This window comes from Nocardia spumae (assembly GCF_020733635.1).
Taxonomy (GTDB): domain Bacteria; phylum Actinomycetota; class Actinomycetes; order Mycobacteriales; family Mycobacteriaceae; genus Nocardia; species Nocardia spumae.
Genome location: NZ_JAJFZL010000001.1, coordinates 2,551,328 through 2,573,707, shown reverse-complemented (window position 1 = coordinate 2,573,707; position 22,380 = coordinate 2,551,328). Strand labels below are relative to the sequence as shown.

Here is a 22,380-nt window from a genome sequence, read left to right as displayed (position 1 = left end):
AAAGGGACGGCCCACCCGTGTTCGATTTGATCTCCCGATACGACAGTCAGCTGTGGGATGCCTTCTGGGTGACCATCAAGCTGACCGTATTCTCCGCGGTCGGGGCGCTGATCATCGGGACCCTGGTGGCGGCGATGCGGGTGTCGCCCATTCCGGTGGCTCGGTGGATCGGCACGGCGTACGTGACGATTTTCCGCAATACTCCGCTGACGCTGATCCTGGTGTTCTGTTCGCTCGGCCTCTACACCACCCTGGGTATCGAACTCGCCAGTGAGAGCTCAGGCCTGGATTTTCTGCCCACCAACAACTTTCGTTTCGCGGTACTCGGATTGAGCGTCTACACCGCCTCTTTCGTCTGCGAATCCCTGCGCGCGGGTATCAACACGGTGCCGCTGGGGCAGTCGGAGGCGGGCCGATCGCTGGGGCTGACCTTCGGACAGAATCTGCGGCATGTGGTGTTGCCGCAGGCATTCCGCTCGGTGATCGCCCCGCTCGGCAGTGTCCTGATCGCGTTGACGAAGAATTCGACGATCGCCTCGGCGATCGGGGTGGCCGAGGCGGCGGCGCTGATGGCATCCATGAACGAGACCGAGGCCGATATCCTCGCCATCGGCGCGATCTTCGCCCTCGGCTTCGTCATCCTCACCCTGCCGACCGGTCTGCTGTTCGGCTGGCTGGCCAAACGATTCGAGGTGAAGCGATGAGCGCCGGCACCTCGGTCCTCTACGACGTTCCGGGCCCGCGGGCACGGCGCCGCCATCGGGCGTATTCGGTGCTGGTGGCGGCGGCGCTGGTGGGGATCGGCTGGCTGGTGTGGCGCGCCTTCGACGAGAAGGGACAGCTGACCGCCGAGAAGTGGAAGCCGTTCATCCAGGCCGAGGTCTGGCAGACCTACATTCTGCCGGGTCTGCGTGGCACGCTGGTGGCCGCGGCGCTGTCGATCGTGTTCGCCCTGGTGATCGGAATCGTCTTCGGACTGTTGCGGTTATCGGATCATCGCATCGTGCGCTGGGTGGCGGGAGCGATCGTCGAAGTGGCGCGCGCCATTCCGGTGCTGATCCTGATGATCTTCCTCTACAACTGGTTCGCCAAGAACAATCTCTTCGTCTCCGATCAGCTGGCGCTGGCCGCGGTGGTCGTGGCGTTGACCGTGTACAACGGGTCGGTCATCGCCGAGATCGTGCGGTCGGGTATCCGGTCGCTCCCGCGCGGGCAGAGCGAGGCCGCACAGGCACTGGGCCTGCGCAAGGGACAGATGATGCGGCTGATCCTGCTGCCGCAGGCGGTGACGGCGATGTTGCCGGCGCTCATCTCGCAGATGGTGGTGGCGCTCAAGGACACCGCACTCGGGTATCAGATCACGTATCAGGAGATCGTCCGCCAGGGTCAGCAGCTGGGCGCGGCCGAGCAGAACACGGTGCCGGCGTTGATCGTGGTGGGCATCGTCATGATCGCGTTGAACTGGGCGCTGACCTTCGTGGCCACCCGTCTGGAACACCGGCTGCGGTCGGGCCGGCGGGGCCGGACCGTCCTGGGCGTCGATTCGGTTCTCACCGACGCGGCCCCGGGTGTGGACGTCGGCCGAGCCTCCTAGCCCGCGGCCGGGTTGTGCTCGCGCCGAGCACAACCCTCGACCCGTTGTCGTCGATATTCGATGCTGAACGAGCACCACCCCGGTCGCCGGGCCACGCCACTCGCGGCGGCCGGGGATGGGTGTCCAACCGGGTCGCTATCTCGCCAGGAAATGCCAGCCGAGCCAGGCCCACACCACCACGGCGGCGATCCGGGCGGGCGCGGTCCGGGTCAGGTAGCGAACGGTCTCGCCCAGGGCGGCCCAGGACAGACGGCGCAGGCGTATCGCCACCGCTGCCAGGACCAGCACGGCGATGAGTACGGCGAAACCGGTGACGATCAGCACCCGATCGGTCATGGCCGCACCAGCCACCATCCGGCGGCCGACCAGACCAGCCATCCGATGAATCGCCCCGGCTCCTCCTCCAGCCAGGGGCTGAGCAGTGTCGACAGGGTGGGGTGGGAGGGATCGGGGACGAGCAGGGCGGGCTGACGCGTCCAGGCGAACAGCTCCCATGCCAGCAAGGCCGCCAGCAGGATCGACCATCCCGCCACGCCCCGGCGCAACCGCGGAGTGAACGAGAGGTCGCGCGCCCCGCCCCGGACCGCGTAAACGACCGCGACGATGGCGGCGCCGGCCACCAATCCCGTCGCGGCGACACCGAACGGACGGGTGCTCGCACCCACGGCCGACAGCGCGAGCCAGGCGGCCACCCGGCCGGCACGCCGCCCCCACAGGCGCATGCCGCTTCGATCGGTGGTCATGCGCGCAGCATATGACGGTCGATCCCGTCCGGCCCTCAGGACGAGCGGATACCGTGCCGACCGCCGCGCGCTACGGCTGCGCCGTCTCCGGCGTCCAGTTCGCGACCAGGTCCAGCAAACCCGGAAATCGCGATTGCAGATCATCGATGCGGACCTGGCTGCGACGTTCGAGGCCGTATTGGCGCTGACGCAGGATTCCGGCGGTGCGCAGAGCCTTGAAGTGATGGGTCAGCGAGGATTTGGGCCGGTCGATGCCGAACCAGCCACACGGATGATCGAATGCCTCCGAGGACAACAACAGCTCACGCACGATACGCAGCCGCAGCGGATCGCTGAGCGCGCCCAGCACGGTGTCCAGGCGGAGCTCGTCCACAGCGGGTTCCGCCAACGGCGGCGGCACCGCGGCCGGTTCCGGATGTCTCGCGAAGCGGTGTGGCGACGACGCCGGCATCATTCCTCCGATCTCACTAGTTCGAATTCTATCGTACTGATGCTAAGTTCGACTTTACTCGTATCAGTTCGAGTATATTCGTACTATCGATCGGGAGTTGAATCATGACCGTCACCGATGCCCGGAGCACCGACCCCGAACCCCCCGGCCCGGCCGCGCGTCCCACCGCCAGGGCGGCCGAGCAGACCACGAATCCGCGCTATCGGATGTGGCTGGCCGCGTGGCCGGTGGTCGCGGTGTTCATCCTGTCGAACGCGGCGACGCCGCTGTATGTGCTGTGGCAGCACGACATCGGGTTCTCCAAGGGAACGATGACCGTGGTCTTCGCCTGCTACATCGCGGGACTGCTCGGATCACTCCTGGTTTCCGGGCTGGCCTCGGATCGATGGGGCCGCCGGCGCGTCATGGTGCCCGCGCTGATCCTGGCCCTTGTCGCCTGCGGACTGTTCGCCTCGGCGAATACGGTGCCCGCCTTGATGATCGCGCGCCTGTGCACCGGAATAGCGGTCGGTGCCGCGGTATCGGCCGGCATGGCGGCGGTCACCGATGTGGCCGGGTCTCGCGATACGAGCCGAGCCGCCCTGATCGCCTCGTGCGCGATGGTTTTCGGCGCGGGCCTGGGACCGCTGCTGTCGGGGGTGATGTCACAGACCCTGCCCGCGCCGACCACACTCGTCTTCGCCGTCGAGGCGGCGCTGCTGATAACGGCTCTGCTCGTCGTGGTGCGACTGCCACTCCCCCGGCCGCCGGCGTCGAGTTCGGGAGCGTGGATTCGAATTCCGGCGGTGCCGCGCGGAGCCGGGCGGTATCTGCTGCCGGGGATCGCCGCATTCGCCCCGGGAATCACCGCCACCTCGTTCGTGCTGTCGCTCGGGCCCGCCCTACTGTCCGGGCTGCTGCACACCGGCACTCGAATTGTGGCCGGTGCCATGGCGTTCGCCATGTTCCTCACCGCGACCGGTGTTCAGTTCGCGGTGCGCGCGCTCGGACGCCGCACGATCCTGCTGTCGTCGATCGGCGCGACCGGCGTGTCGATGATTTCGCTGATCACAGCGGTGCATACCGGAGAGATTCCGGCCTTGGCCGCCGCGGCCCTGCTGGCCGGAGCCGGGCAGGGCCTCGGGCAGTTGGGCGGGCTGTCGCTGCTCAATGCGAATATCCCCGGGCGGCGCCTCGCCGAGGCCAATGCCGCGCTCAACGTCGGCGGCTACCTTCCGGCGGGTCTCCTTCCCGTCAGCGCCGGATATCTCAGCGATGCGATCGGATTGAGCATGGGCACAACGATTTTCGGGATCGTCTTGATCACGATGGCCGTATTCGCGACGCCGGCGATACTGTCCGCGATGCGCGAATCCTCGCCCTCGGAGGAAACCGGGGCAGTCACCCGCCCCTGACCCACACACGGTCGGCACGGGATCGTCCGGGTGCGCCTCAGCCGGGCGCCTCGCCGTCGGCCAGTGCGGCTTTCACGACGGCGTAGGCGACAGAGCTGCTGTATCCGCGGCGGGCGAGCAGGCCGACGAGCCGATTCCGCACCTTGTCGCCGGTCAGATTCGAGGGCATGGTGCGCAGTGCGCGGCGCACAAGTTCGGCGGCCTGGTCGGCAGTCTCCTCGGTGCCGGATTCGGAGGCGGCGGGATCGGAGGCGGCGGGGTCGGAGGCGGCGGGATCGGAGGCAGCGGGGTCGGAGGCGGCGGGATCGACCTCGGCGGCCGCGGCGAGTTCGTCCTTCACCACCGCATAGGCCAGGGACTGGCCGTAACCGCGACGCGCGAGCATGCCCACCAGGCGCGCGGTCACCTTGTCCCGGGGCACATCGTGCGACAGTGTGCCGAGTTTGCGGCGCACCAGCTCGGCCGCTCGCTCACGATCCGAGGCGTCCGACCCGATCGGCGAGCGCGGCGTCGCGCTGGTGCCGACCTCACCGGCGGCCGGCGAATCCGGATCCATCGCGGATGACCGTGCGGCCGCGGCGAGTTCGTCCTTCACCACCGCATAGGCCAGGGACTGGCCGTAACCGCGACGCGCGAGCATGCCGACCAGACGCGCGGTCACCGTGTCCGGTGTCGTATCGCCGGGCAGGCTCGCGAGCTTACGGCGAACCAGTTCGGCGGCCCGGGCGCTTTCGTCGGCGGGCGTAATGGCCTCGAGCGCGGGTTCGGCGTCGGTATCCGACACACCTTTACGGCGCAGCTCTTGTGCGAGAACCTTTTTCCCTTTGCCGGAGAAGGTGTGGCGGGAGTGCACCCATTGTTCGGCGAAGGCGGCATCGTCGATGAGCCCGACCTCGGCGAGCCGGTTCAGCGCCCGCTCCGCGATCTCGGGCGCGAAACCTTTGGCCGCGAGTTTGTCCGCGAGTTCGGCACGGCTGCGTGCGCGATCGGTGAGCAGGCGCAGACAGATATCCTTGGCCTGCACCTCGGTGCCGGCCTGCGGCTCACGACCGGAACGCGATGCGCCGGAACGCTTGTCACCCTCGGCGCCGGTGCTCCGGCGCGAACCACGCCGCCCTCCCCGCCCCTGACGGGAGCGGCCACCCGATCCGTCGTCGAACTCGTCAGCACCCGCTGGCGAAGGCGAGCCGGAGGTGTGTGGACGGCTCCGAACCTCGTCGGAAGAACTCGATGCCACCGCTCGACGATCCGGCCGAGCCGGTGCCGCACAGTCCGGCACCGCCCCTTGATCGGAGCGCCACACCCCCGTCGGCGTATCCCCCGCCTCCGAGCCCGGCTGTGTGCGGCGAACCGAACCGCGGTTCCGGCGAACGGGTTTCGACCACTGTTGATCGCCGGTATCGTCTCCCCGTCGCTCGCGGGATTCGATCTGCTCCAGTTGCCGCCGTAAGCGTTCGACGGCATCGAGCCGAGAGGCGCCGGGGTCGGGAACGGACGCGGACCCCGGCGCTTCCCGGTTCGGCATCGGTTAGAAGTCGACGGGCGCCTCGGCACCCGCGTCTGCGGTGACGTCGGCACCGATGCCGAGCTTCTCCTTGATCTTCTTCTCGATCTCGTCGCGGACGTCGGTGTTCTCCAGCAGGAACTTGCGGGCGTTCTCCTTACCCTGGCCCAGCTGATCGCCCTCGTAGGTGTACCAGGAGCCGGACTTACGGATGAAGCCCTGATCGACACCCATATCGATGATCGAGCCCTCCTTGGAGATGCCCGCGCCGTAGAGGATGTCGAATTCGGCCTGCTTGAACGGCGGCGACACCTTGTTCTTGACGACCTTGACGCGGGTGCGGTTACCCACCGCATCGCTGCCGTCCTTCAGCGTCTCGATACGACGCACGTCCAAACGCACCGAGGCGTAGAACTTCAACGCCTTACCACCGGTGGTGGTCTCGGGCGAGCCGAACATGACGCCGATCTTCTCGCGCAGCTGGTTGATGAAGATGGCGGTGGTGCCGGAGTTGTTGAGGGCGCTGGTCATCTTGCGCAGCGCCTGGCTCATCAGGCGGGCCTGCAGACCGACGTGGCTGTCACCCATCTCGCCCTCGATTTCCGCACGCGGTACCAGGGCCGCGACGGAGTCGATGACGATGATGTCCAGCGCGCCGGAGCGCACCAGCATGTCGGCGATTTCGAGGGCCTGCTCACCGGTATCGGGCTGGGAGACCAGCAGGGCGTCGGTGTCGACACCGAGCTTGCGGGCGTATTCCGGATCCAGCGCGTGCTCGGCGTCGATGAAGGCGGCGAGGCCGCCGTTGGCCTGCGCATTGGCGATGGCGTGCAGGGCGACCGTGGTCTTACCGGAGGATTCCGGACCGTAGATCTCCACGACGCGGCCACGCGGCAGGCCGCCGATACCCAGCGCCACATCCAGCGCGATCGAGCCCGTCGGAATCACCGAGATGGGCTGATGCGCCTCCTCGCCCAGGCGCATGATCGCGCCCTTACCGAAACTCTTCTCGACCTGCGCGAGAGCGAGCTCGAGTGCCTTGTCGCGGTCGTAGGCCTGTGGTGCCATCGTCTGATCCCCTTCTGACGGGTGAGTCTCATTGTGTGGTTGGCGCCCACGGTAGAGGGCGGCACCGACAAGTTCTGATGGCAAGCTTAGACGAACACGTGTTCGAGGCAAGCGCCGCGCCTCGCGACACGCAGACGGCGTCGGCAGCCGCACCCCCACGGCGCGGCGGACGACCCGGATCTCGATCCTCAGACCGCCGACGTGGGCGCTGCCGGTAGCCGCGGCGGAGTGCCCTGCGTCCACACGACACGCAACGCCGAGGACGAGATCCGCCAGCCCTCGGCCGTCCGGACCAGCTCGGTATCGGCATGGCCGGCCGAGATGAAGACGGCCTCGGAGCCGTCGGCGAGGACATGGGTGCTCAACTGCGCCCCGCGTGCCGTCGCGGTATCACCGTGCACCTCGATCACCGCGTTGGTGCCCAGGTGGACCGTGCGATCGAACAGCGCCATGCCACGCCGGATGCTCGCGAGCACCGCGGGCCGGCCCACCACCGATCCGATCGGCATCTCGGCGGTCGCGTCCGCGGTGAAGTAGGCGCGGGCCCACCCCTCATCGAAGACGCCGTCGTCCAGCGACCGCAGATAGCGGTCCAGCAGATCGGTTATCTCGGTCCGATCCAGCAGGTCACGAATCCGGCTGTCGGCGATCTCGGTATCCATGCGATCAGCGTGCAACCTCGAGCGAACTCGAGGTCAATGCCATTGTGGCGGGCGCAACACCCGGCCGTCACCACCGATTCCTCGGGACATCGAATTCGGCGCACAGGGCGCGCCAGACCTCACGCGGATCGGTGCCGTCCTCGATCGCCTGAGCACCGGTGCGGCCGCTCATCGTGGGCAGGACATGGTCGGCCAGCAGCAGGTCGCCACGGGCAACGCCGAATTCGGTATGCAAGAGTTCCTGGAATTCAGTCAATCGCACCGTATCCAGGTTACCGGCCCACCGCCGGGCACGGTGGGCGACTCAGGCCGCGCCGACCCGGTCCACCACCCGATGGCAGATATCCACCGGATCGGCGACCGCGCCCGCGGTGGCCGCGGCCGATACCGCCGCCGTCCGGTAGGACTCGTCCGCGAGCACCGTGTGCACCGCCGACCGCAGCGCCTCGGTCGTGAACGGCCGCACCAGCAGCGAACTCCCCTGCCGGACAGCGCGATTCGCCAGCTCCCACTGGTCGCCGCCACCGGGAACCGTCACGATCGGCACCCCGGCGAGCAGCGTCTTCGCCAGCAGTCCGTGACCACCGCCACCGACCACCACCGCGGCATGCTTCAGTAATTCGTCCTGCCGGCCCAACCCGGCCGTCGCCCAGGACGGCAGCTCCGCCGGCGGCGTATCCAGCATCGATACCGCCACCCGCACATCGCTGCCGGCCAGCGCCTCGAGCGAACCGGTCACCAGATCCCCGAACCCGGTCACCGCCGTCGACGGCGCGACCACGACCAGTGGGCGATCACCCGGCGGCAAAGCCAGCACCTCGGACGTCGGCTCCCACAGCAACGGGCCCACGAGATGGGTGTGCTCGGGCCAATCCGGCCGCGCCACCTCCAGTGCGGGCACCGTGGCGATCAGCCGGGCATCGGGGCCCGGATCCGCCTCGGGCAGACCGACACTCACACGCGCGGCCCCACGCTGCCGCTCCCCCCGGGTGATCGCCCGGGCGGTGAGACCGCGCAACACGGTATCGCGCATCCGGCCTCGCAATCCCTCCCCCGGCGCGAGCCCACTGCCGATGGGCGGCAACGCTTTCGACGGCAGATACAGCGGGTGCGGTGACAGTTCCACCCACGGCACCCCCAGCCGCTCGGCCGCCATCCCGCCGCCGACGGTCAGCACATCCGCGACCACCAGCTCCGGCAGCATCGCGCTGAGATCCGGCAGGATCTCGGTGGAGATATGAGCCGCGCGCTGGTGGATACGCGCGCCGGCGTCACCGTCGTCGTCCTGTGGCCGCGGCGCCAGGCCCTTCAGCCGCCGCACCGCGATCCCGGCCGCACGAGCCGCATCGAACCAGCGCGGGCCGGTGAACAAGACCGGATCGTCACCGGCTCGAAGAAACCGCAGGCACAACGCGATCGCCGGAAAGGCATGACCCGGATCCGGGCCCGCGACAACAGCCACTCGCATGAGCCCCACCCTGCCATACGAGCCCCGCGCCCGACGCCGGGCCGCTGCCGGCACGCGACGATCATGAATCCGGCCCCGGCCGATGGTGGCCACTCACAGCCGCGAGCGGCGGTCGACCGCACTCAGTCCGCGAAGTGGTACAGCTCGAACCCGACCGCACGGTCGGCGGGAAAACCCGGCTGCGGCCGGGTCGCCCGATCGACGATGGCACGAGCCTGCTCCAGCACCGGTTCCGCACTGAGCGCACGCAGATATCGGCCATGCTGTGCGAGCGAATCCACCGCCGCCCCAACGGTATCGGTGACATCGACCACGTGCGTGACAACCGGACCGACGACAGCGGCCCACCGCGGGGTCCAGATCGGCAGTTCCGCCAGCTCCGGGAAAATCCACTCGTTACCCGCATCCGAAACAGCGTCGAGCGCACTGCGCCCGACCGCCCGATGGTCCGCGCTGTTGACATAGCCCGGCGCCCACGTATCGCCGAAGTTGAACAACACCACCATCTCAGGGCGATGACGGCGGATCGCGGCGGCCAGATCCCGGCGCAGCCCCAGCCCGCCCTCGATCCGCCCGTCCGGATAACCCAGGAATTCCACCTCGGTCACCCCGACCATGCCGGCGGCGGCGATCTCTTCCCGCTCACGCAGCGGACCACATTCCGCGGGCGGCAGCCCCGCGATCCCCGCCTCACCGCTGGAGGCGAGCAGATATCGGATGTCCTTGCCCTGTTTCGTCCACCGCGCGACCGCGGCCGCGGCGCCGTATTCGATGTCGTCGGGGTGGGCGACGATCACCAGACCGCGCTGCCAGTCCTCGGGCAGTTGCTGCGTAATGATGGTGGCCTCCGCTTCGCTCCGGCTGGGTTCTCGGCCCGGTGGACTGTCTCGGCAAGGGTAGCCGCCGCAGCGAGGTCCGGCGCCGCGGACACTGCGGGCTTCGTCTTCTCGGGAGGCGGGGGTACCCGCCGGCGGCTCCTACGCCGGGCTCGGCTCGCACCGCCGACCTGGTCGCGCTGCCATCTCGGACCGACCCGAACTGCGCTCCGGCGCACCCGGCAGTCCCGACACACGCGTGCGGGCCGTCCGGCGGGTACCGGACGGCCCGCACGGCAGGCTCACTACAGCTTGGTGACCGTCGATTTGTTCGAACCCGAGACGGCCTTGTACAGCAGGTACAGGCCGAAGACCACGGCACTGATCATCAGGATCGGGAACAACGCCTTGACCAGCGCGCCGATCACGATCAGCGCGAGCCACACGAGCGCGACGACGCCCAGGATCTTCCAGAACATGTCCATTCCTCCCGAAGGTTTCCGAACCGCCGTCATCGCGATCCGACTCCTCCATACTGCCAACTCATTCGCCGAAAATCACCAGGTCACGACCGATATCCGGGGAAATCTCAGGGTGAACCCCGAGACGTATCGGCCGCCGGGACGGCGCTAGCGCCGATCGGCGAGGTCGGTCAGCGCCTGGGCCCAGCCGTCGAGCCGGTCGGCGGCCTCGCGCAGGGTGAACATCGCCCAGCCGAATTCATCGGCGGGTGCGGCGCCCGTGGCCGCCGGGACGGCGAGAATCCGCCCGGCCGCGCTGACCAGCTGCTCGTATTCGACGACGCCCGATTCGAGGCGTTCGACCATCGCCTCGAGCTGGCGGGACAACTGCGGGCCGCACTGCGAACTCGCGACGACAGCGATCGCCTGTTCCATCGCGACGACATCGCCCGCCAGCGCGTGCAGCGCCGCCGCACCGGAATCGGCCGTCGCCAAGGTATCGGTGAGGTCGTCGGACGGCACGCGGCCGCCCTGTGCGATATGCCGGCCGAGTTCGTACATCGCGCGTTCGGCACGCACCAGGCGCGCGATCGGGGCCCGGGCCGCCGAGCGCACCGACGGCAGCCGGCGCGGGACGAAAGCCACGGGCGGGAGCGGATTCCGCCGCATGTCGAGATAGCGGCGGGTGCTGACGGCCGCGCCGGTCGCCAGCGCCACCGTGCCGCTGCCGACCACGATCACCGCCCAGGCGGGCGCCGATATCGCCACCAAGCCGGCGGTACCCAGGACCGTCATTCCCGATGCCGCACTCCAGCGCAGGCTGCGGCGGCGAACCCGCCGCCGCTTGCGTAGCTCGCGTTCCCGCGGATCGGCCCATTTCCGCACCGCGTGCAGGGCGTACTCACCGGCCTCGCGCAGCGTCTCGGGCATCCGCGCGGCGCGATCCGGCCGCTCGGCAGCAACTCCCCGCTGCGCGAACCCCTCTCGCGCGAAGGCACCCGCGACGTCGCGGGCCACACGGCCGACTCGCGAATCGGTGTCACGCCGCCGGGTACGAACGCCACGCGACCGCCGGCGCCGCAAGCGATCTGCCGCGCCGGATCCCGGCGTCGCGGATCCACCCCGGACTCGCTGTGCGGCACCACTTTCCGTCGTGCCGGAATTCGATCCGGCGCGGCCCGCGCGAAAGCGGTCATCGGCCTCGGAGCCGATTCCGGTGACCGGGGTCGGCGGCGGCTCGGGCGGCACATCCGGTGCGCTGCGCTGCGACCCGTCACCGCCCGGAGCGGAGGCGGAATCTCGTGGGCGACCGGGAGATTCGGGGAGGTTGTCCCGCGCGGCCTCGACCGCGACGGGCACCGAAGGGGTCCGCGCCGCATCGGCCGACGGTGCGGCGGAGGCGGTCGGCGCGGACACACCGGTGCGGGCCGATCGGGACCACGGCAGCACACGGGTGGTCGCGGGCTCGGTGCGCGCCCGCGTTCTGCCCATCGGTACAGCCTTCCGATCAACCCGCCGTCACATCACTGCTGTGCGGCCTGGTCCTTGTTCACCTGCGGCTGAGCCGGATTCGCGATGCTCGGACCGGCAGCGGCGGAGTCACCCGAGGGCAGCGCGTCCCCGCGCATGGAGGCGCGGATCTGCTCGAGGCGGCTGTGCCCGGCCATCTGCACACTGGCCTGCTGCACCTCCATCATCCGGCCCTGCACGGTGTTCTGCGCGAGCTCGGCGGCACCCAGCGCATTGGCGTAGCGGCGCTCGATCTTCTCCCGCACCGCGTCCAGGCTCGGCGTGCTGCCCGGCGCGGACAGGGTCGAGTCCATCTGCTGCAGCGAGGCCGACACCTGCTCCTGCATCTTGGCCTGCTCCAGCTGGCTGAGCAGCTTGGTGCGCTCGGCCACCTTCTGCTGCAGCAGCATGGCGTTCTGCTCGACCGCCTTCTTGGCCTGGGCGGCGGCCTGCAGCGACTGGTCGTGCAGCACCTTCAGGTCCTCGACCGACTGCTCGGCCGTGACCAGCTGCGCCGCGAACGCCTCGGCGGCGTTGGTGTACTGGATGGCCTTGTCGGTGTCACCGGCCGAGGAGGCCTGGTCGGCCAGCTGGACCGCTTGACGCGCGTTGGCATTGAGCTTCTCGACCTCGTCGAGCTGGCGGTTGAGCTTCATCTCCAGCTGACGCTGGTTACCGATCACCGACGCCGCCTGCTGCGACAGGGCCTGGTGTTGACGCTGGGCTTCCTCGATAGCCTGCTGAATCTGCACCTTCGGATCCGCATGCTCCTCGATCTTGGAATCGAAGAGGGCCATCAGGTACTTCCAGGCCTTCACGAACGGATTAGCCATCGATTGATCCCGCCTCCATCTGACTGCGCCGCGCCCCAGCACGGCGGTAGTGCGCGACCGTCACGCACCCTGTGTCCCTATCCTCCATCGCGCCGTGTCCGGGCCGCCGAACCAACCCGTCACCGACGCTTACAGAGAATCTATCCGTTTCCGCTCCGTCGTACAGCCTTGCGGGCATCGATCGGTATCGATGCCCCGCCCCACCGCGTCTCTACTTCGCTTGCACCAACACCAGTTTCTCGGCCTTCGGCGCCGGAATGACGATCCGGGTGTCCTCGGCGATACCGGCGCGCGCGGCGGCACCCGCGCTCACCGTCGCCTCGGCCGGCACACTCTCGGCGGGAGCCGGTTCGCTCACCGGCCGGGTCCGGGCCGGAGCGTCGGCGTCGGCCATGGTCGCGCTGACGTCGACCAGCACCTGCGACAGCGGCACATCCAGAGCCTGGCAGATGGCGGCCAGCAGTTCGCTCGACGCTTCCTTACGACCGCGTTCGACCTCGGACAAATACCCCAGGCTCACCCGCGCCGACGTCGAGACCTCACGCAGGGTCCGGCTCTGGGCGATGCGAGCGCGCCGCAGACTCTCGCCGATGGCCTCTCGAAGCAGCGTCATCTCGTTCTCCTCACGTTCTCGCCTCACCGGGCCGAGCGCGACCGCCGTCGACGTGACGCACCCTCCGTCTACAGTGCCAACGTCGTATGCCACCCCGTTGGTTCCCGGGCGCCGATTCCGATCGGCATCCACCGGAAAGTCCGCTTTACCCGGAATCGACAGGCACATCGTCGCCGACGCGGCGCAGCAGCTCCGCGACGGCTGTGTCCACCGCACTCATCCTGATCGTCCACCGGTCTCCGGCCAGGTGCAACCGCATCACCTCGGTTCCCCCGGGGCCGCTCAAGCCCAGATAGACCGTTCCGACCGGACAGCCGTCCTGCGGATCCGGCCCGGCGACACCGGTCAATCCGACACCCCAGTCGGCCCCGCACGCCGTGCGCGCGCCGACCGCGAGCTGTTCCGCGGTAGCGGCGGCGACCGGTCCCTCGGCCGCGAGCGTGTGCTCATCGACGCCCGCCAGGGTGTGTTTGAGATCGGTGGCGTAGACGACGAGTCCGCCGCGCAGCACCGCGCTGGCCCCCGGCACCCCGGCGATCGTCGCCGCGAGCAGGCCCGCGGTCAGCGATTCGGCGGTGGCCATCGTCTGGCCCCGGCGAGTGAGGATCGCCACCAGGTCGGCGGCCGCCGGAACGCCGGTCACCGGATCGGAGATCCCGGTCCGGCCCGAAACCACCGCGCTCACCGCCGCTCGACCGGGCGAGCCCACAATCGCGCGGCCTGTACCACGTAGTCCAGGCCGGTGACCACGGTCAGCACCACCGCGACATACATCAGCGCCATCCCCGCGCCGGCCCATGCGCCCGCCAGCGGCAACAGCAGCACCGCGATCGCGACCGATTGCACGAGTGTCTTGGCCTTACCGCCACGACCGGCCGGAATCACGCCGCGACGCACCACCGCGAGCCGCAGCAGGGTCACCCCGATCTCCCGCGCGCAGATCACGACCGTGATCCACCACGGCAGATCGCCGAGCGCCGACAGGCCGATCAACGCCGCGCCGATCAACGCCTTGTCGGCGATCGGATCGGCCAGCTTCCCGAAGTCGGTCACCAGCCCGTACTTGCGCGCCACCTGACCGTCGATGCGATCGGTGATGGCGGCCAGCCCGAACAGCGCGGCCGCCGTGATCCGCCAGCCCGTGTCGTGGCCGTCGCCGGCGAACAGCGCCAGCAGGAAGATCGGTACGATCAGGATGCGCAGGACGGTGAGGATGTTGGCGATGTTCATCAACGGCACAGCCGACGGCTCGACCGTTCTGTTCGATTGCGGCGGAACGAGATTCGCCCGTGCTCTGCCGGCCTCGGCCCAGGTCCGGTCCATATCGTCGCTCTGCACGCTCACCGGCACCCCCGACCGGAATGCACGCAGCCGCGGCCCCCGGCAGAACGGGGCAGACGGGCAGACGAGATGTGCGGCACTCCACCAGACTATCGGTTGGCGAGCCGACTACTGTGCACCCCATGACGACGCGGGCACCTCACAGTGATTCGATCGGCGGCACCGGCCCCGGCACCGCGGCAGTCCGACGCGCGCGCACCTCCGATGTCCCCGCCATCAAAAGCCTCGTCGACGTCTACGCGGGCCGCATCCTGCTGGAGAAGAATCTGGTCAACCTCTACGAGTCGGTCCAGGAATTCTGGGTCGCCGAGGTCGACGACCGGGTCGTGGGGTGTGGCGCATTACACGTGCTGTGGGCCGACCTCGGTGAGGTCCGCACGGTCGCGGTCCATCCGGACGCCAAAGGGCACGGCGTCGGGCGCCGGATCGTCGACCAGCTGATCGCCACCGCCCGCGAGTTGCAGCTGCAACGATTGTTCGTGCTGACCTTCGAAGTCGACTTCTTCTCCCGGCACGGCTTCGCCGAGATCGACGGCACCCCGGTGACGGCCGAGGTGTTCGCCGAGATGTGCCGCTCCTACGACACCGGCGTGGCGGAGTTCCTCGACCTCAGCTACGTCAAGCCGAACACCCTCGGCAATACTCGAATGCTGTTGACCCTCTGACCTTTCGGGAGACGATGTGCCGATCTTCGCGGTCCACTACACCTACTCCGACGCCACCACCGCCGCCCGCGACGAACATCGGCCCCGGCACCGGGAGTGGCTGTCGAACCTGCTCGACCAGGGCGTGGTGCTGTCCAGCGGTCCGTATGCCGACGGTTCCGGTGCGCTGATTCTGTTCCGCGCCGAGGACGCCGCGGCGATGGACCGGCTGCTCGCGGCCGATCCGTTCGCGCGGCACGACCTCATCGCCGCCAAGCGATTCGTGGAATGGACACCGGTCATGGGCACCTTCTCCGGATAATGCCGCGCCTGGAACCGGGCGACGCACTCGCTCGACTGCGCTCCGCCCGCATCGCCCGGCTCGCCACCGCCGACGCGTCCGGGCGGCCCCATCTGGTTCCGGTCACCTTCGCGCTGTCACCCGACGATCGGCTGCTGGTCAGCGCGGTCGACCAGAAACCGAAGACCACGACGAATCTGGCGCGGCTGCGCAATATCGCCGCGCAACCGCGGGTCGCGGTGCTGGTCGATCGATACGACGAGGACTGGTCGCAGCTGTGGTGGGTGCGTGCCGACGGGGTCGCCGCCATCCGCACGGGAGCGGACCGGAGCGCCCCGATCACCTGGCTGGCCGCGAAATATCCGCAGTACCGGGACAATTCACCGCGGGGACCGGTGATCGCGATCGCTCTGGACACGGTGACGGGCTGGGCCTACACCGAGTGAACCCGGCCCGCGTCCGATGCCCGCGACCGGCTATTGCTCACCCTCTCCGGTCTCCGCGTCCTCCGGTTCACCACCACCGCGGATCGAGTAGATCAGACCGTCCAGCTCATCCGGTTTGATCAGCACGTCCCGGGCCTTGGACCCCTCGCTGGGGCCGACGACACCGCGAGTCTCCATCAGATCCATCAACCGGCCGGCCTTGGCGAATCCGACCCGCAGTTTGCGCTGCAGCATCGAGGTCGAACCGAACTGCGAGGTGACGACGAGCTCCACGGCCTGCAGGAAGACGTCGAGATCGTCGCCGATATCGGGATCGACATCCTTCTTCTCGCCGGCCTTGGCGGTGGTCACGCCCTCCTGATAGTCGGGCTCGGCCTGATTCTTGGTGAAGTCGACGACGGCCTGGATCTCCTCGTCGGAGATGAACGCCCCCTGCAGACGGGTCGGCTTCGAGGCGCCCATCGGCAGGAACAGGCCGTCACCCATACCGATCAGCTTCTCGGCGCCGGGCTGGTCGAGGATGACGCGCGAATCGGTGAGCGAGGAGGTGGCGAAGGCCAGGCGGGAGGGCACATTGGTCTTGATCAGGCCGGTGACCACATCCACCGAGGGCCGCTGGGTCGCCAGCACCAGGTGGATTCCGGCCGCACGCGCCTTCTGGGTGATGCGCACGATGGCATCCTCCACATCGCGCGGTGCTGTCATCATCAGATCGGCGAGCTCGTCGACGATGGCCAGGATGTAGGGGTAGGGCCGATAGACCCGCTCACTGCCGAGCGGAGTGGTGATCTGGCCCGACTTGACCTTCTTGTTGAAATCGTCGATGTGGCGGACCTTGCTGGCCTGCATGTCCTGATACCGCTGTTCCATCTCCTCCACCAGCCAGGCCAGCGCGGCCGCCGCCTTCTTGGGCTGGGTGATGATGGGCGTGATCAGATGCGGGATGCCCTCGTACGGGGTCAGTTCCACCATCTTCGGGTCGATGAGGATCATCCGCACCTCATCGGGGGTGGCGCGCCCCAGCAGCGAGACCAGCATCGAGTTCACGAAACTCGACTTACCGGAACCGGTCGAACCGGCCACCAGCAGATGCGGCATCTTCGCGAGGTTGGCGCAGACGAACTCGCCCTCGATGTTCTTGCCGAGTCCGATCACCAGCGGGTGGTGGTCGTTTCGGGTGGACGGGGCCTTGAGCACATCGGCCAGCCGCACCAGTTCGCGATCGGCGTTGGGCACCTCGATGCCGACCGCCGACTTGCCGGGGATCGGTGCGAGCAAGCGCACGTTCTCGGTGGCCACCGCATAGGCGATATTGCGGGCCAGCGCGGTGATCTTCTCGACCTTCACACCCGGGCCGAGCTCGACCTCGTAGCGGGTGACCGTCGGACCCCGGACGAATCCGGTGACCGCGGCGTCGATCTTGAACTGCACCAGCACCTCGGTGATCGCCTCGATCATCGATTCGTTGGCGGCACTGCGCTTCTTCGGCGGATCACCGTCGGTGAGCAGGGTCAGCGGAGGCAGCTGGTAATCGCCGTCGATCTCGCGATCGGTGACGAACTCCAGCTGTTGCACCGGCTGCGGCTCGGGTGTCTGGTCGACGACCTTGGGCGCCTTGCGGGCCTTGGCCTTGGCCCCGCCGGCTTTGGTTGCCGCCGCCGTGGTTTCGGCCGTCTCGGCGGCGACGTCCTTGGCCTCGCGCAGCGGCGGCTCGCCCAGCACCTCGGTGACCGCGTCGGCGCCACCGAATTCGTCGGCCGGATAGTTCTCCTCGGGGGTGCGGCCGCGACGCGAGGAGCGGCTCTTGTGCACCGGAAAACCGTCGGCGTCATAGTTTTCCGGATCGTAGAGCCCGTATTGCCCGTCACCGTAGTCGAATTCGGGATCGGGGACCCCGAACAGTTCCCGCAGCCGATGCGGGACCTCCCGCACGGTCGTACCCGTGACCAGCAGGAGCCCGAACACCATGGCCAGCAACAGCAGTGGCACCGCCAGCCAGGCGGTGAGACCGTCGCCCAACGGGCCGCCCAGCACGTAGCCCACGAATCCGGCCGCGTGCGCGCGGCCGTGCGCGTCGGTCGGGGCACCGGCCAGGATGTGCCAGACGCCCAGCGCCGGAAGTCCGATCAGCAGGCCACCGAGGACCAGCCGCGGCCGAATCTCCGGCCGCGGTTCGGTACGCATCAGCACGACCGCGATCCCGGACGCCACGAACGGCAGGATCGCCGCCGCCGATCCGGCGACGGCACGCACCGCGGTGTCGACCCAGTGACCGACCGGGCCACCCGCCGACAGCCACACCGCGGCGGCGATGATCACGCTGAACGCCACCAGCGCCAAAGCGATTCCGTCGCGGCGATGGCCGTGCTCGATCTCGCCCGCGCGGCTGATGGTGCGAGTGGTGGCGCCGAATCCGCGCGCCAGCACCGACCAACTGTTGCCGATACCCCGGCTGAGCACCGCCAGCGGTGCGGTCTGGGGCGCCCTGCGCACCGGCCGCCGGGTGGCGGCGGTCCGTCCTCGGGGCGCCGAGCGGGCGCGAGAGCCACCGGTGCGAGTCCGCGCCGGAGCCCGCCCCCGGGTGGATCCCGCCCGCGAACTCGATGTCGTGGTGCCGCGGGACTTACCTGCCATGAACTCAGGCTAGCCGCAACAGCCCCATCGGGACCATCCGCAACACCCATCCCAGCCACATCATTGCCGACCTCACACCGCCGTCAACGGCAGGATTCGGCCCCGAACACGGACTCGGAGGGCGGGGATCAGACGCTGCGGTCGGAGGCGAAGACCGCGGCGACATCGTCGACGTCGCCGGTCGCGTCGACCCGGACCTCGTTGCGGCCGAAAGCGTGCAGCAGCAGTTCCGACGGTTTACCGGTCAGCACCACCGCGTCGCCGCCCACGTTGTGCGCGGTCACGCGTTCTCCCTCGGGCGTCGCCAGCACGACCGTGACCGGGGATTTCCGGTAGGCCATGCGGGCCATCCGCCGCGCCGTCGACCACAGTTTCGCCTCGTCGCCGGCGGACAGGATGCGCGGCTGCCAATCGGGTTCGGCACGACGCACATCCTCGTGATGAACGAACATCTCGGTCATGTTGACGACCGCGTCGACCGGCTTGAGCGGTGACCACCACGGCGGGCCGGTGCGAATCTGCTCGAGCAGGTCGGTGAAGGGCTGCTGCGACACCTTCGCCTGCACCGAATCGAGATAGCCGGCCAGCGGCTTCAGCAGAATTCCGGGGGCGGCGGCGGGATGGCGTTCGCGAACCACCAGATGTGCGGCCAGATCGTGCACGGTCCAGGTCCCACACAGCGTCGGGGCACCGGGCCCGGCCGCCGTCATGGTCGCGACCAGGGCCCGGCGTTCCCGTTGAGCCATACTCATGCGGCCGAGCGTAATCGGTCGGGGCGCGCGGGGGCCAGCGGAGCGTTACCGCCCCGACGGCCCCGTTGCGCCCGGTCCCAACACCGGGTAATGGGCGGTGGCGGAACGTGACCCGTCAGACGCCGATGACCGTGGGCACGATCATCGGACGGCGACGGTAGGTGTCGGCGACCCAGCGGCCGACCACCCGGCGCACACCCTGAGCGATGCGATGGGTGTCGGTGACGCCCTCCCCGGCCAGGCGCAACAGTTCCGCCTCGACCAGTTCGCGGGCGCCCATGAGTGCGCCCGGATCGTCGGAGAAGCCGCGTCCGCTGACCTCCGGTGCGGTGACCGCCTTACCCGTGGTCTCGTCGACGGCCACGGTGATCGAGATGAAGCCGCCCTCACCGAGGACCAGGCGATCCGACAGCGTCGATTCGCCGACATCGCCGACCGACAGCCCGTCGACGTACACCTGACCGACGGGATAGCGGCCCACGATCGAGGCGATGCCGTCGACCAGGTCGACCACCACACCGTCCTCGGCGAGCACCACCCGATCCTCGGGCACCCCGGTGGCCACCGCCAGCGCCGCGTTGGCGCGCAGATGCCGCCACTCGCCGTGCACCGGCATCGCATTGGTGGGCCGCACCGCGTTGTAGAGATAGAGCAGCTCACCGGCGGAGGCGTGCCCGGAGACGTGCACCTTGGCGCTCTGCTGGGTGACCACGGTCGCGCCGAGCCGAGCCAGGCCGTTGACCACGGCGAACACCGCGTTCTCGTTACCGGGGATCAGTGAGGAGGCCAGCACCACCAGGTCGTCGGCGCGGATGTTGATCTGACGGTGATCGCCGCGGGCCATCCGCGACAGCGCCGACAGCGGTTCCCCCTGCGAACCGGTCGAGATCAGCACCAGTTTGTGGACGGGCAGATTCGCGGCCTGGTCCAGATCGACCACGATCCCCTCGGGGATGGTCAGATAGCCCAGATCCTGCGCGATCTGCATATTGCGGACCATCGAGCGACCGACGAAGCAGACCCGGCGGTTGTACCGCTGCGCGACGTCCACCACCTGCTGGATGCGATGCACATGGCTGGCGAAGGAGGCCACGATGACGCGGCCCTTGGCCTTACCGATCACGCTGTCGAGCACCGGCCCGATCTCGCGTTCCGGCGTGACGAAGCCCGGCACCTCGGCATTGGTGGAGTCGACCAGGAACAGATCCACACCCTCGTCACCGAGGCGGGAGAATCCGGCCAGGTCGGTGAGCCGTCCGTCGAGCGGCAACTGGTCGAGCTTGATGTCGCCGGTGTGCAGGGCCAGTCCCGCCGGGCTGCGCACCGCGACCGCGATGGCGTCGGGAATCGAGTGGTTGACCGCGAAGTACTCGCAGTCGAACGGGCCGTGGGTGGTCTTCTGTCCCTCGGTGACCTCGATCAGCTTGGGCTGCAGGCGATGTTCGCGGCATTTCGCGGCCACCAGCGCGAGGGTGAATTTCGAACCCACCACCGGAATGTCGGGACGTAACCGCAGCAGGAACGGCACCGCGCCGATGTGATCCTCGTGGCCGTGGGTCAGCACCACCGCGGCGACATCGTCGATGCGGTCCTCGATCGGGCGGAAGTCCGGCAGGATCAGGTCGACACCGGGCTGCTGATCCTCGGGGAACAGCACACCGCAGTCGATGATCAGCAGTGTGCCGTCGTATTCGAAGACGGTCATGTTGCGGCCGATCTCACCGATACCGCCGAGCGCGTAGACCCGCAGGCCGTGCTTCGGCAGCTTCGGTGGCAGACCGGTCGGCAACGCGGGGGAAACCGCTTGCGGCGCAGGCTGTTCGGCGCGTCCGCGGGAGGACTGCCGGCCTCGGCCGGAACGTTTGGAACGGCCGCGGTCACCGGACTGGTCGCCGCGCTGAGAGGCGGGCGCCTGCTCACGCCGGGGCGCGGGGGCCGCCGATTCGCGCTGCGCCGCGGGCGCCGAACGCTCGACGGCGGGTTCGGCCGCTCGCGTCTCGGGAGGGGAAACCTGTTCCGGCGCAGGCTTTACCGGCTCTTCACGCTGTGTCGGCGGCGGTGCCGGAGCCGGTGCCCCTGCCGCTCGGCTCGCGGTCCGACGCGGACGACGATTCACCGGTTCACTCATGCAAGCACTCCCGCCAGCCGCAGTTCGGCGACGATCGATTCGAGGTTCACGCCGATGGGCATCAGCTGCGGCAGGCGCGGTTCGCCGACCTCCATGCCGAGCAACCGCAGCGCGGATTTGATCAGGGCCACACCGCCCACCCGGGCCATCGCCCGGTTGACCGGCAACAGGCCGGCATTGATGTCGCGGGCCAGCGTCACCTCACCGGCGGCATACGCGTCGCGCAGCTGTACCAGCCGCTCCGGCACCAGATGGCCGATCACACTGATGAATCCGACCGCGCCCACCGACAGCCAGGGCAGGTTCAGCACATCGTCACCGGAGTAGTAGGCCAAGCCGGTATCGGCGATGAGCTCGGCACCCGCGCCCAGATCACCCTTGGCGTCCTTGACCGCGACGATATTCGGATGTTCGGCGAGGCGGCGCAGCGTGTCGGGTGCGATCGGCACGATCGAGCGCGGCGGAATGTCGTAGAGCGTCACCGGCAGGCCGGTGGCGTCGGCCACGGCGGTGAAATGCGCGAGCAGACCCTCCTGCGAGGGCCGTGAGTAGTACGGCGTCACCACCAGCAAACCGTGCGCACCCGCCCGTTCGGCGTTGCGCGCGAGTTCGATGCTGTGCGCGGTGTCGTAGGTGCCGGCGCCCGCGATGACGGTGGCGCGATCGCCCACGGCGTCGACGACCGCATGGAGCAGATCGAACTTCTCCGACTCGGTGGTGGTCGGCGATTCACCGGTGGTCCCGGAGATGGCGAGCAGGTCGACACCGCGATCGACCAGCTGCGCGGCGAGGGCGACGCCGGAGTCGACATCGAGCTTGCCCTCGGCGGTAAAGGGGGTCACCATCGCGACACCGACCGTGCCGGACGCGCGCAGCCCTGTTCGCGTCGATTCACCGTTCGTCATGGTCAGAAAGGCTACCCGGTCGTGCAGACGACACCGAACCGTCGTCGGCCATATCGGCAGACAATCCGGTCACAGTCCAGCGGTGACATCGATTGTGACTGCGCCACCACGCTA

25 protein-coding genes and 1 pseudogene are annotated in these 22,380 nt (G+C 68.8%); 6 read left to right on the top strand and 20 right to left on the bottom strand.

The window, feature by feature from the left end; genetic code table 11:
* Positions 1-17: 17 nt before the first annotated feature.
* Both LKD76_RS11220 and LKD76_RS11215 read left to right on the top strand, forming a co-directional pair.
* The gene (locus tag LKD76_RS11220) at positions 18-704 is read left to right on the top strand and encodes an amino acid ABC transporter permease (RefSeq protein WP_227980963.1); all 687 of its coding nucleotides are present in this window, start codon (positions 18-20) and stop codon (positions 702-704) included.
* A complete protein-coding gene (locus LKD76_RS11215; RefSeq protein WP_227980962.1) occupies positions 701-1,594 on the top strand; it encodes an amino acid ABC transporter permease in 894 nt (297 codons plus the stop codon). Before LKD76_RS11220 ends, LKD76_RS11215 begins: the two co-directional genes overlap by 4 nt.
* A gap of 135 nt (positions 1,595-1,729) precedes the next feature.
* Here LKD76_RS11215 and LKD76_RS11210 read toward each other — a convergent pair whose 3' ends face one another.
* The 3 genes from LKD76_RS11210 to LKD76_RS11200 all read right to left on the bottom strand — a co-directional run bounded on the left by LKD76_RS11210 (position 1,730) and on the right by LKD76_RS11200 (position 2,710).
* Entirely contained in the window at positions 1,730-1,930 is a 201-nt protein-coding gene (locus tag LKD76_RS11210) for a DUF6186 family protein (RefSeq protein WP_227980961.1), read from the bottom strand.
* Entirely contained in the window at positions 1,927-2,337 is a 411-nt protein-coding gene (locus LKD76_RS11205; protein ID WP_227980960.1) for a hypothetical protein, read from the bottom strand. Before LKD76_RS11205 ends, LKD76_RS11210 begins: the two co-directional genes overlap by 4 nt.
* A gap of 70 nt (positions 2,338-2,407) precedes the next feature.
* The gene (locus LKD76_RS11200; RefSeq protein ID WP_227980959.1) at positions 2,408-2,710 is read right to left on the bottom strand and encodes an ArsR/SmtB family transcription factor; all 303 of its coding nucleotides are present in this window, start codon (positions 2,708-2,710) and stop codon (positions 2,408-2,410) included.
* Between the two features lie 182 nt (positions 2,711-2,892).
* Here LKD76_RS11200 and LKD76_RS11195 point away from each other — a divergent pair, with 182 nt between their 5' ends.
* Positions 2,893-4,182: an MFS transporter gene (locus LKD76_RS11195; protein ID WP_227980958.1), complete on the top strand. Its 1,290-nt coding sequence runs from the start codon at positions 2,893-2,895 to the stop codon at positions 4,180-4,182.
* A gap of 37 nt (positions 4,183-4,219) precedes the next feature.
* Here LKD76_RS11195 and LKD76_RS32320 read toward each other — a convergent pair whose 3' ends face one another.
* From LKD76_RS32320 to pgsA, 13 genes and pseudogenes are all read right to left on the bottom strand, one after another.
* Positions 4,220-4,567: a hypothetical protein gene (locus tag LKD76_RS32320; protein ID WP_372465980.1), complete on the bottom strand. Its 348-nt coding sequence runs from the start codon at positions 4,565-4,567 to the stop codon at positions 4,220-4,222.
* A 159-nt stretch (positions 4,568-4,726) separates the two neighbouring features.
* A pseudogene (gene recX, locus LKD76_RS11185) lies at positions 4,727-5,419 on the bottom strand (recombination regulator RecX); the annotation flags it as partial.
* Positions 5,420-5,710: 291 nt separating this feature from the next.
* Positions 5,711-6,754 carry a recombinase RecA gene (gene recA / locus LKD76_RS11180; protein WP_025351561.1) on the bottom strand — a complete coding sequence of 348 codons (1,044 nt, stop codon included), beginning with the start codon at positions 6,752-6,754 and terminating at the stop codon, positions 5,711-5,713.
* A 188-nt stretch (positions 6,755-6,942) separates the two neighbouring features.
* Positions 6,943-7,416, bottom strand: coding sequence for a nuclear transport factor 2 family protein (locus LKD76_RS11175; RefSeq protein ID WP_227980957.1), 474 nt, complete (start codon positions 7,414-7,416; stop codon positions 6,943-6,945).
* A gap of 67 nt (positions 7,417-7,483) precedes the next feature.
* Positions 7,484-7,678 (bottom strand): DUF3046 domain-containing protein, encoded by a 195-nt coding sequence (locus LKD76_RS11170; RefSeq protein WP_227980956.1) that lies wholly within the window; start codon positions 7,676-7,678, stop codon positions 7,484-7,486.
* Between the two features lie 42 nt (positions 7,679-7,720).
* Positions 7,721-8,884: a glycosyltransferase gene (locus tag LKD76_RS11165; protein ID WP_227980955.1), complete on the bottom strand. Its 1,164-nt coding sequence runs from the start codon at positions 8,882-8,884 to the stop codon at positions 7,721-7,723.
* A gap of 122 nt (positions 8,885-9,006) precedes the next feature.
* A complete protein-coding gene (locus tag LKD76_RS11160; RefSeq protein ID WP_227985205.1) occupies positions 9,007-9,720 on the bottom strand; it encodes a PIG-L deacetylase family protein in 714 nt (237 codons plus the stop codon).
* A 284-nt stretch (positions 9,721-10,004) separates the two neighbouring features.
* Positions 10,005-10,178 carry a hypothetical protein gene (locus LKD76_RS11155; protein WP_227980954.1) on the bottom strand — a complete coding sequence of 58 codons (174 nt, stop codon included), beginning with the start codon at positions 10,176-10,178 and terminating at the stop codon, positions 10,005-10,007.
* Positions 10,179-10,328: 150 nt separating this feature from the next.
* Complete coding sequence (gene pspM / locus LKD76_RS11150; protein WP_227980953.1) at positions 10,329-11,651, bottom strand: phage shock envelope stress response protein PspM; 1,323 nt, start codon at positions 11,649-11,651, stop codon at positions 10,329-10,331.
* 32 nt (positions 11,652-11,683) lie between these two features.
* On the bottom strand, positions 11,684-12,502 hold the full coding sequence (gene pspA / locus LKD76_RS11145) for a phage shock protein PspA (protein ID WP_227980952.1): 819 nt from the start codon (positions 12,500-12,502) through the stop codon (positions 11,684-11,686).
* Positions 12,503-12,713: 211 nt separating this feature from the next.
* Positions 12,714-13,115: a helix-turn-helix domain-containing protein gene (locus LKD76_RS11140; protein WP_227980951.1), complete on the bottom strand. Its 402-nt coding sequence runs from the start codon at positions 13,113-13,115 to the stop codon at positions 12,714-12,716.
* Positions 13,116-13,260: 145 nt separating this feature from the next.
* A complete protein-coding gene (locus LKD76_RS11135) occupies positions 13,261-13,770 on the bottom strand; it encodes a CinA family protein (RefSeq protein WP_227985204.1) in 510 nt (169 codons plus the stop codon).
* Positions 13,771-13,796: 26 nt separating this feature from the next.
* A complete protein-coding gene (gene pgsA, locus LKD76_RS11130) occupies positions 13,797-14,459 on the bottom strand; it encodes a CDP-diacylglycerol--glycerol-3-phosphate 3-phosphatidyltransferase (protein ID WP_372465785.1) in 663 nt (220 codons plus the stop codon).
* A gap of 119 nt (positions 14,460-14,578) precedes the next feature.
* On the opposite strand from pgsA, the gene LKD76_RS11125 reads away from it, so the two are divergent.
* The 3 genes from LKD76_RS11125 to LKD76_RS11115 are packed head-to-tail and all read left to right on the top strand — an operon-like array spanning position 14,579 to position 15,847.
* Complete coding sequence (locus LKD76_RS11125) at positions 14,579-15,121, top strand: amino-acid N-acetyltransferase (protein ID WP_227980950.1); 543 nt, start codon at positions 14,579-14,581, stop codon at positions 15,119-15,121.
* A gap of 16 nt (positions 15,122-15,137) precedes the next feature.
* Entirely contained in the window at positions 15,138-15,422 is a 285-nt protein-coding gene (locus tag LKD76_RS11120; RefSeq protein WP_227980949.1) for a YciI family protein, read from the top strand.
* On the top strand, positions 15,422-15,847 hold the full coding sequence (locus tag LKD76_RS11115) for a TIGR03668 family PPOX class F420-dependent oxidoreductase (protein WP_227980948.1): 426 nt from the start codon (positions 15,422-15,424) through the stop codon (positions 15,845-15,847). Before LKD76_RS11120 ends, LKD76_RS11115 begins: the two co-directional genes overlap by 1 nt.
* Positions 15,848-15,877: 30 nt before the next feature.
* On the opposite strand, the gene LKD76_RS11110 is transcribed toward LKD76_RS11115, so the two are convergent.
* The 4 genes from LKD76_RS11110 to dapA form a co-directional block, all read right to left on the bottom strand.
* Complete coding sequence (locus LKD76_RS11110; RefSeq protein WP_227980947.1) at positions 15,878-18,481, bottom strand: FtsK/SpoIIIE family DNA translocase; 2,604 nt, start codon at positions 18,479-18,481, stop codon at positions 15,878-15,880.
* Positions 18,482-18,609: 128 nt separating this feature from the next.
* Positions 18,610-19,233: a TIGR03085 family metal-binding protein gene (locus LKD76_RS11105; RefSeq protein WP_227980946.1), complete on the bottom strand. Its 624-nt coding sequence runs from the start codon at positions 19,231-19,233 to the stop codon at positions 18,610-18,612.
* 115 nt (positions 19,234-19,348) lie between these two features.
* A complete protein-coding gene (locus LKD76_RS11100) occupies positions 19,349-21,361 on the bottom strand; it encodes an RNase J family beta-CASP ribonuclease (protein ID WP_227980945.1) in 2,013 nt (670 codons plus the stop codon).
* On the bottom strand, positions 21,358-22,266 hold the full coding sequence (gene dapA, locus LKD76_RS11095) for a 4-hydroxy-tetrahydrodipicolinate synthase (protein WP_227980944.1): 909 nt from the start codon (positions 22,264-22,266) through the stop codon (positions 21,358-21,360). Before dapA ends, LKD76_RS11100 begins: the two co-directional genes overlap by 4 nt.
* Between the last annotated feature and the right edge of the window lie 114 nt (positions 22,267-22,380).

Coding starts and splice junctions, on each gene's coding strand:
- LKD76_RS11215 (WP_227980962.1), top strand. CDS start 701: ATGAGCGCCGGCACCTCGGTCCTCTACGACGTTCCGGGCCCGCGGGCA.
- LKD76_RS11210 (WP_227980961.1), bottom strand. CDS start 1,930: ATGACCGATCGGGTGCTGATCGTCACCGGTTTCGCCGTACTCATCGCC.
- LKD76_RS11205 (WP_227980960.1), bottom strand. CDS start 2,337: ATGACCACCGATCGAAGCGGCATGCGCCTGTGGGGGCGGCGTGCCGGC.
- LKD76_RS11195 (WP_227980958.1), top strand. CDS start 2,893: ATGACCGTCACCGATGCCCGGAGCACCGACCCCGAACCCCCCGGCCCG.
- LKD76_RS32320 (WP_372465980.1), bottom strand. CDS start 4,567: ATGCTCGCGCGTCGCGGTTACGGCCAGTCCCTGGCCTATGCGGTGGTG.
- recA (WP_025351561.1), bottom strand. CDS start 6,754: ATGGCACCACAGGCCTACGACCGCGACAAGGCACTCGAGCTCGCTCTC.
- LKD76_RS11175 (WP_227980957.1), bottom strand. CDS start 7,416: ATGGATACCGAGATCGCCGACAGCCGGATTCGTGACCTGCTGGATCGG.
- LKD76_RS11165 (WP_227980955.1), bottom strand. CDS start 8,884: ATGCGAGTGGCTGTTGTCGCGGGCCCGGATCCGGGTCATGCCTTTCCG.
- LKD76_RS11155 (WP_227980954.1), bottom strand. CDS start 10,178: ATGTTCTGGAAGATCCTGGGCGTCGTCGCGCTCGTGTGGCTCGCGCTG.
- pspM (WP_227980953.1), bottom strand. CDS start 11,651: ATGGGCAGAACGCGGGCGCGCACCGAGCCCGCGACCACCCGTGTGCTG.
- pspA (WP_227980952.1), bottom strand. CDS start 12,502: ATGGCTAATCCGTTCGTGAAGGCCTGGAAGTACCTGATGGCCCTCTTC.
- LKD76_RS11140 (WP_227980951.1), bottom strand. CDS start 13,115: ATGACGCTGCTTCGAGAGGCCATCGGCGAGAGTCTGCGGCGCGCTCGC.
- LKD76_RS11125 (WP_227980950.1), top strand. CDS start 14,579: ATGACGACGCGGGCACCTCACAGTGATTCGATCGGCGGCACCGGCCCC.
- LKD76_RS11115 (WP_227980948.1), top strand. CDS start 15,422: ATGCCGCGCCTGGAACCGGGCGACGCACTCGCTCGACTGCGCTCCGCC.
- LKD76_RS11110 (WP_227980947.1), bottom strand. CDS start 18,481: ATGGCAGGTAAGTCCCGCGGCACCACGACATCGAGTTCGCGGGCGGGA.
- LKD76_RS11105 (WP_227980946.1), bottom strand. CDS start 19,233: ATGAGTATGGCTCAACGGGAACGCCGGGCCCTGGTCGCGACCATGACG.
- LKD76_RS11100 (WP_227980945.1), bottom strand. CDS start 21,361: ATGAGTGAACCGGTGAATCGTCGTCCGCGTCGGACCGCGAGCCGAGCG.
- dapA (WP_227980944.1), bottom strand. CDS start 22,266: ATGACGAACGGTGAATCGACGCGAACAGGGCTGCGCGCGTCCGGCACG.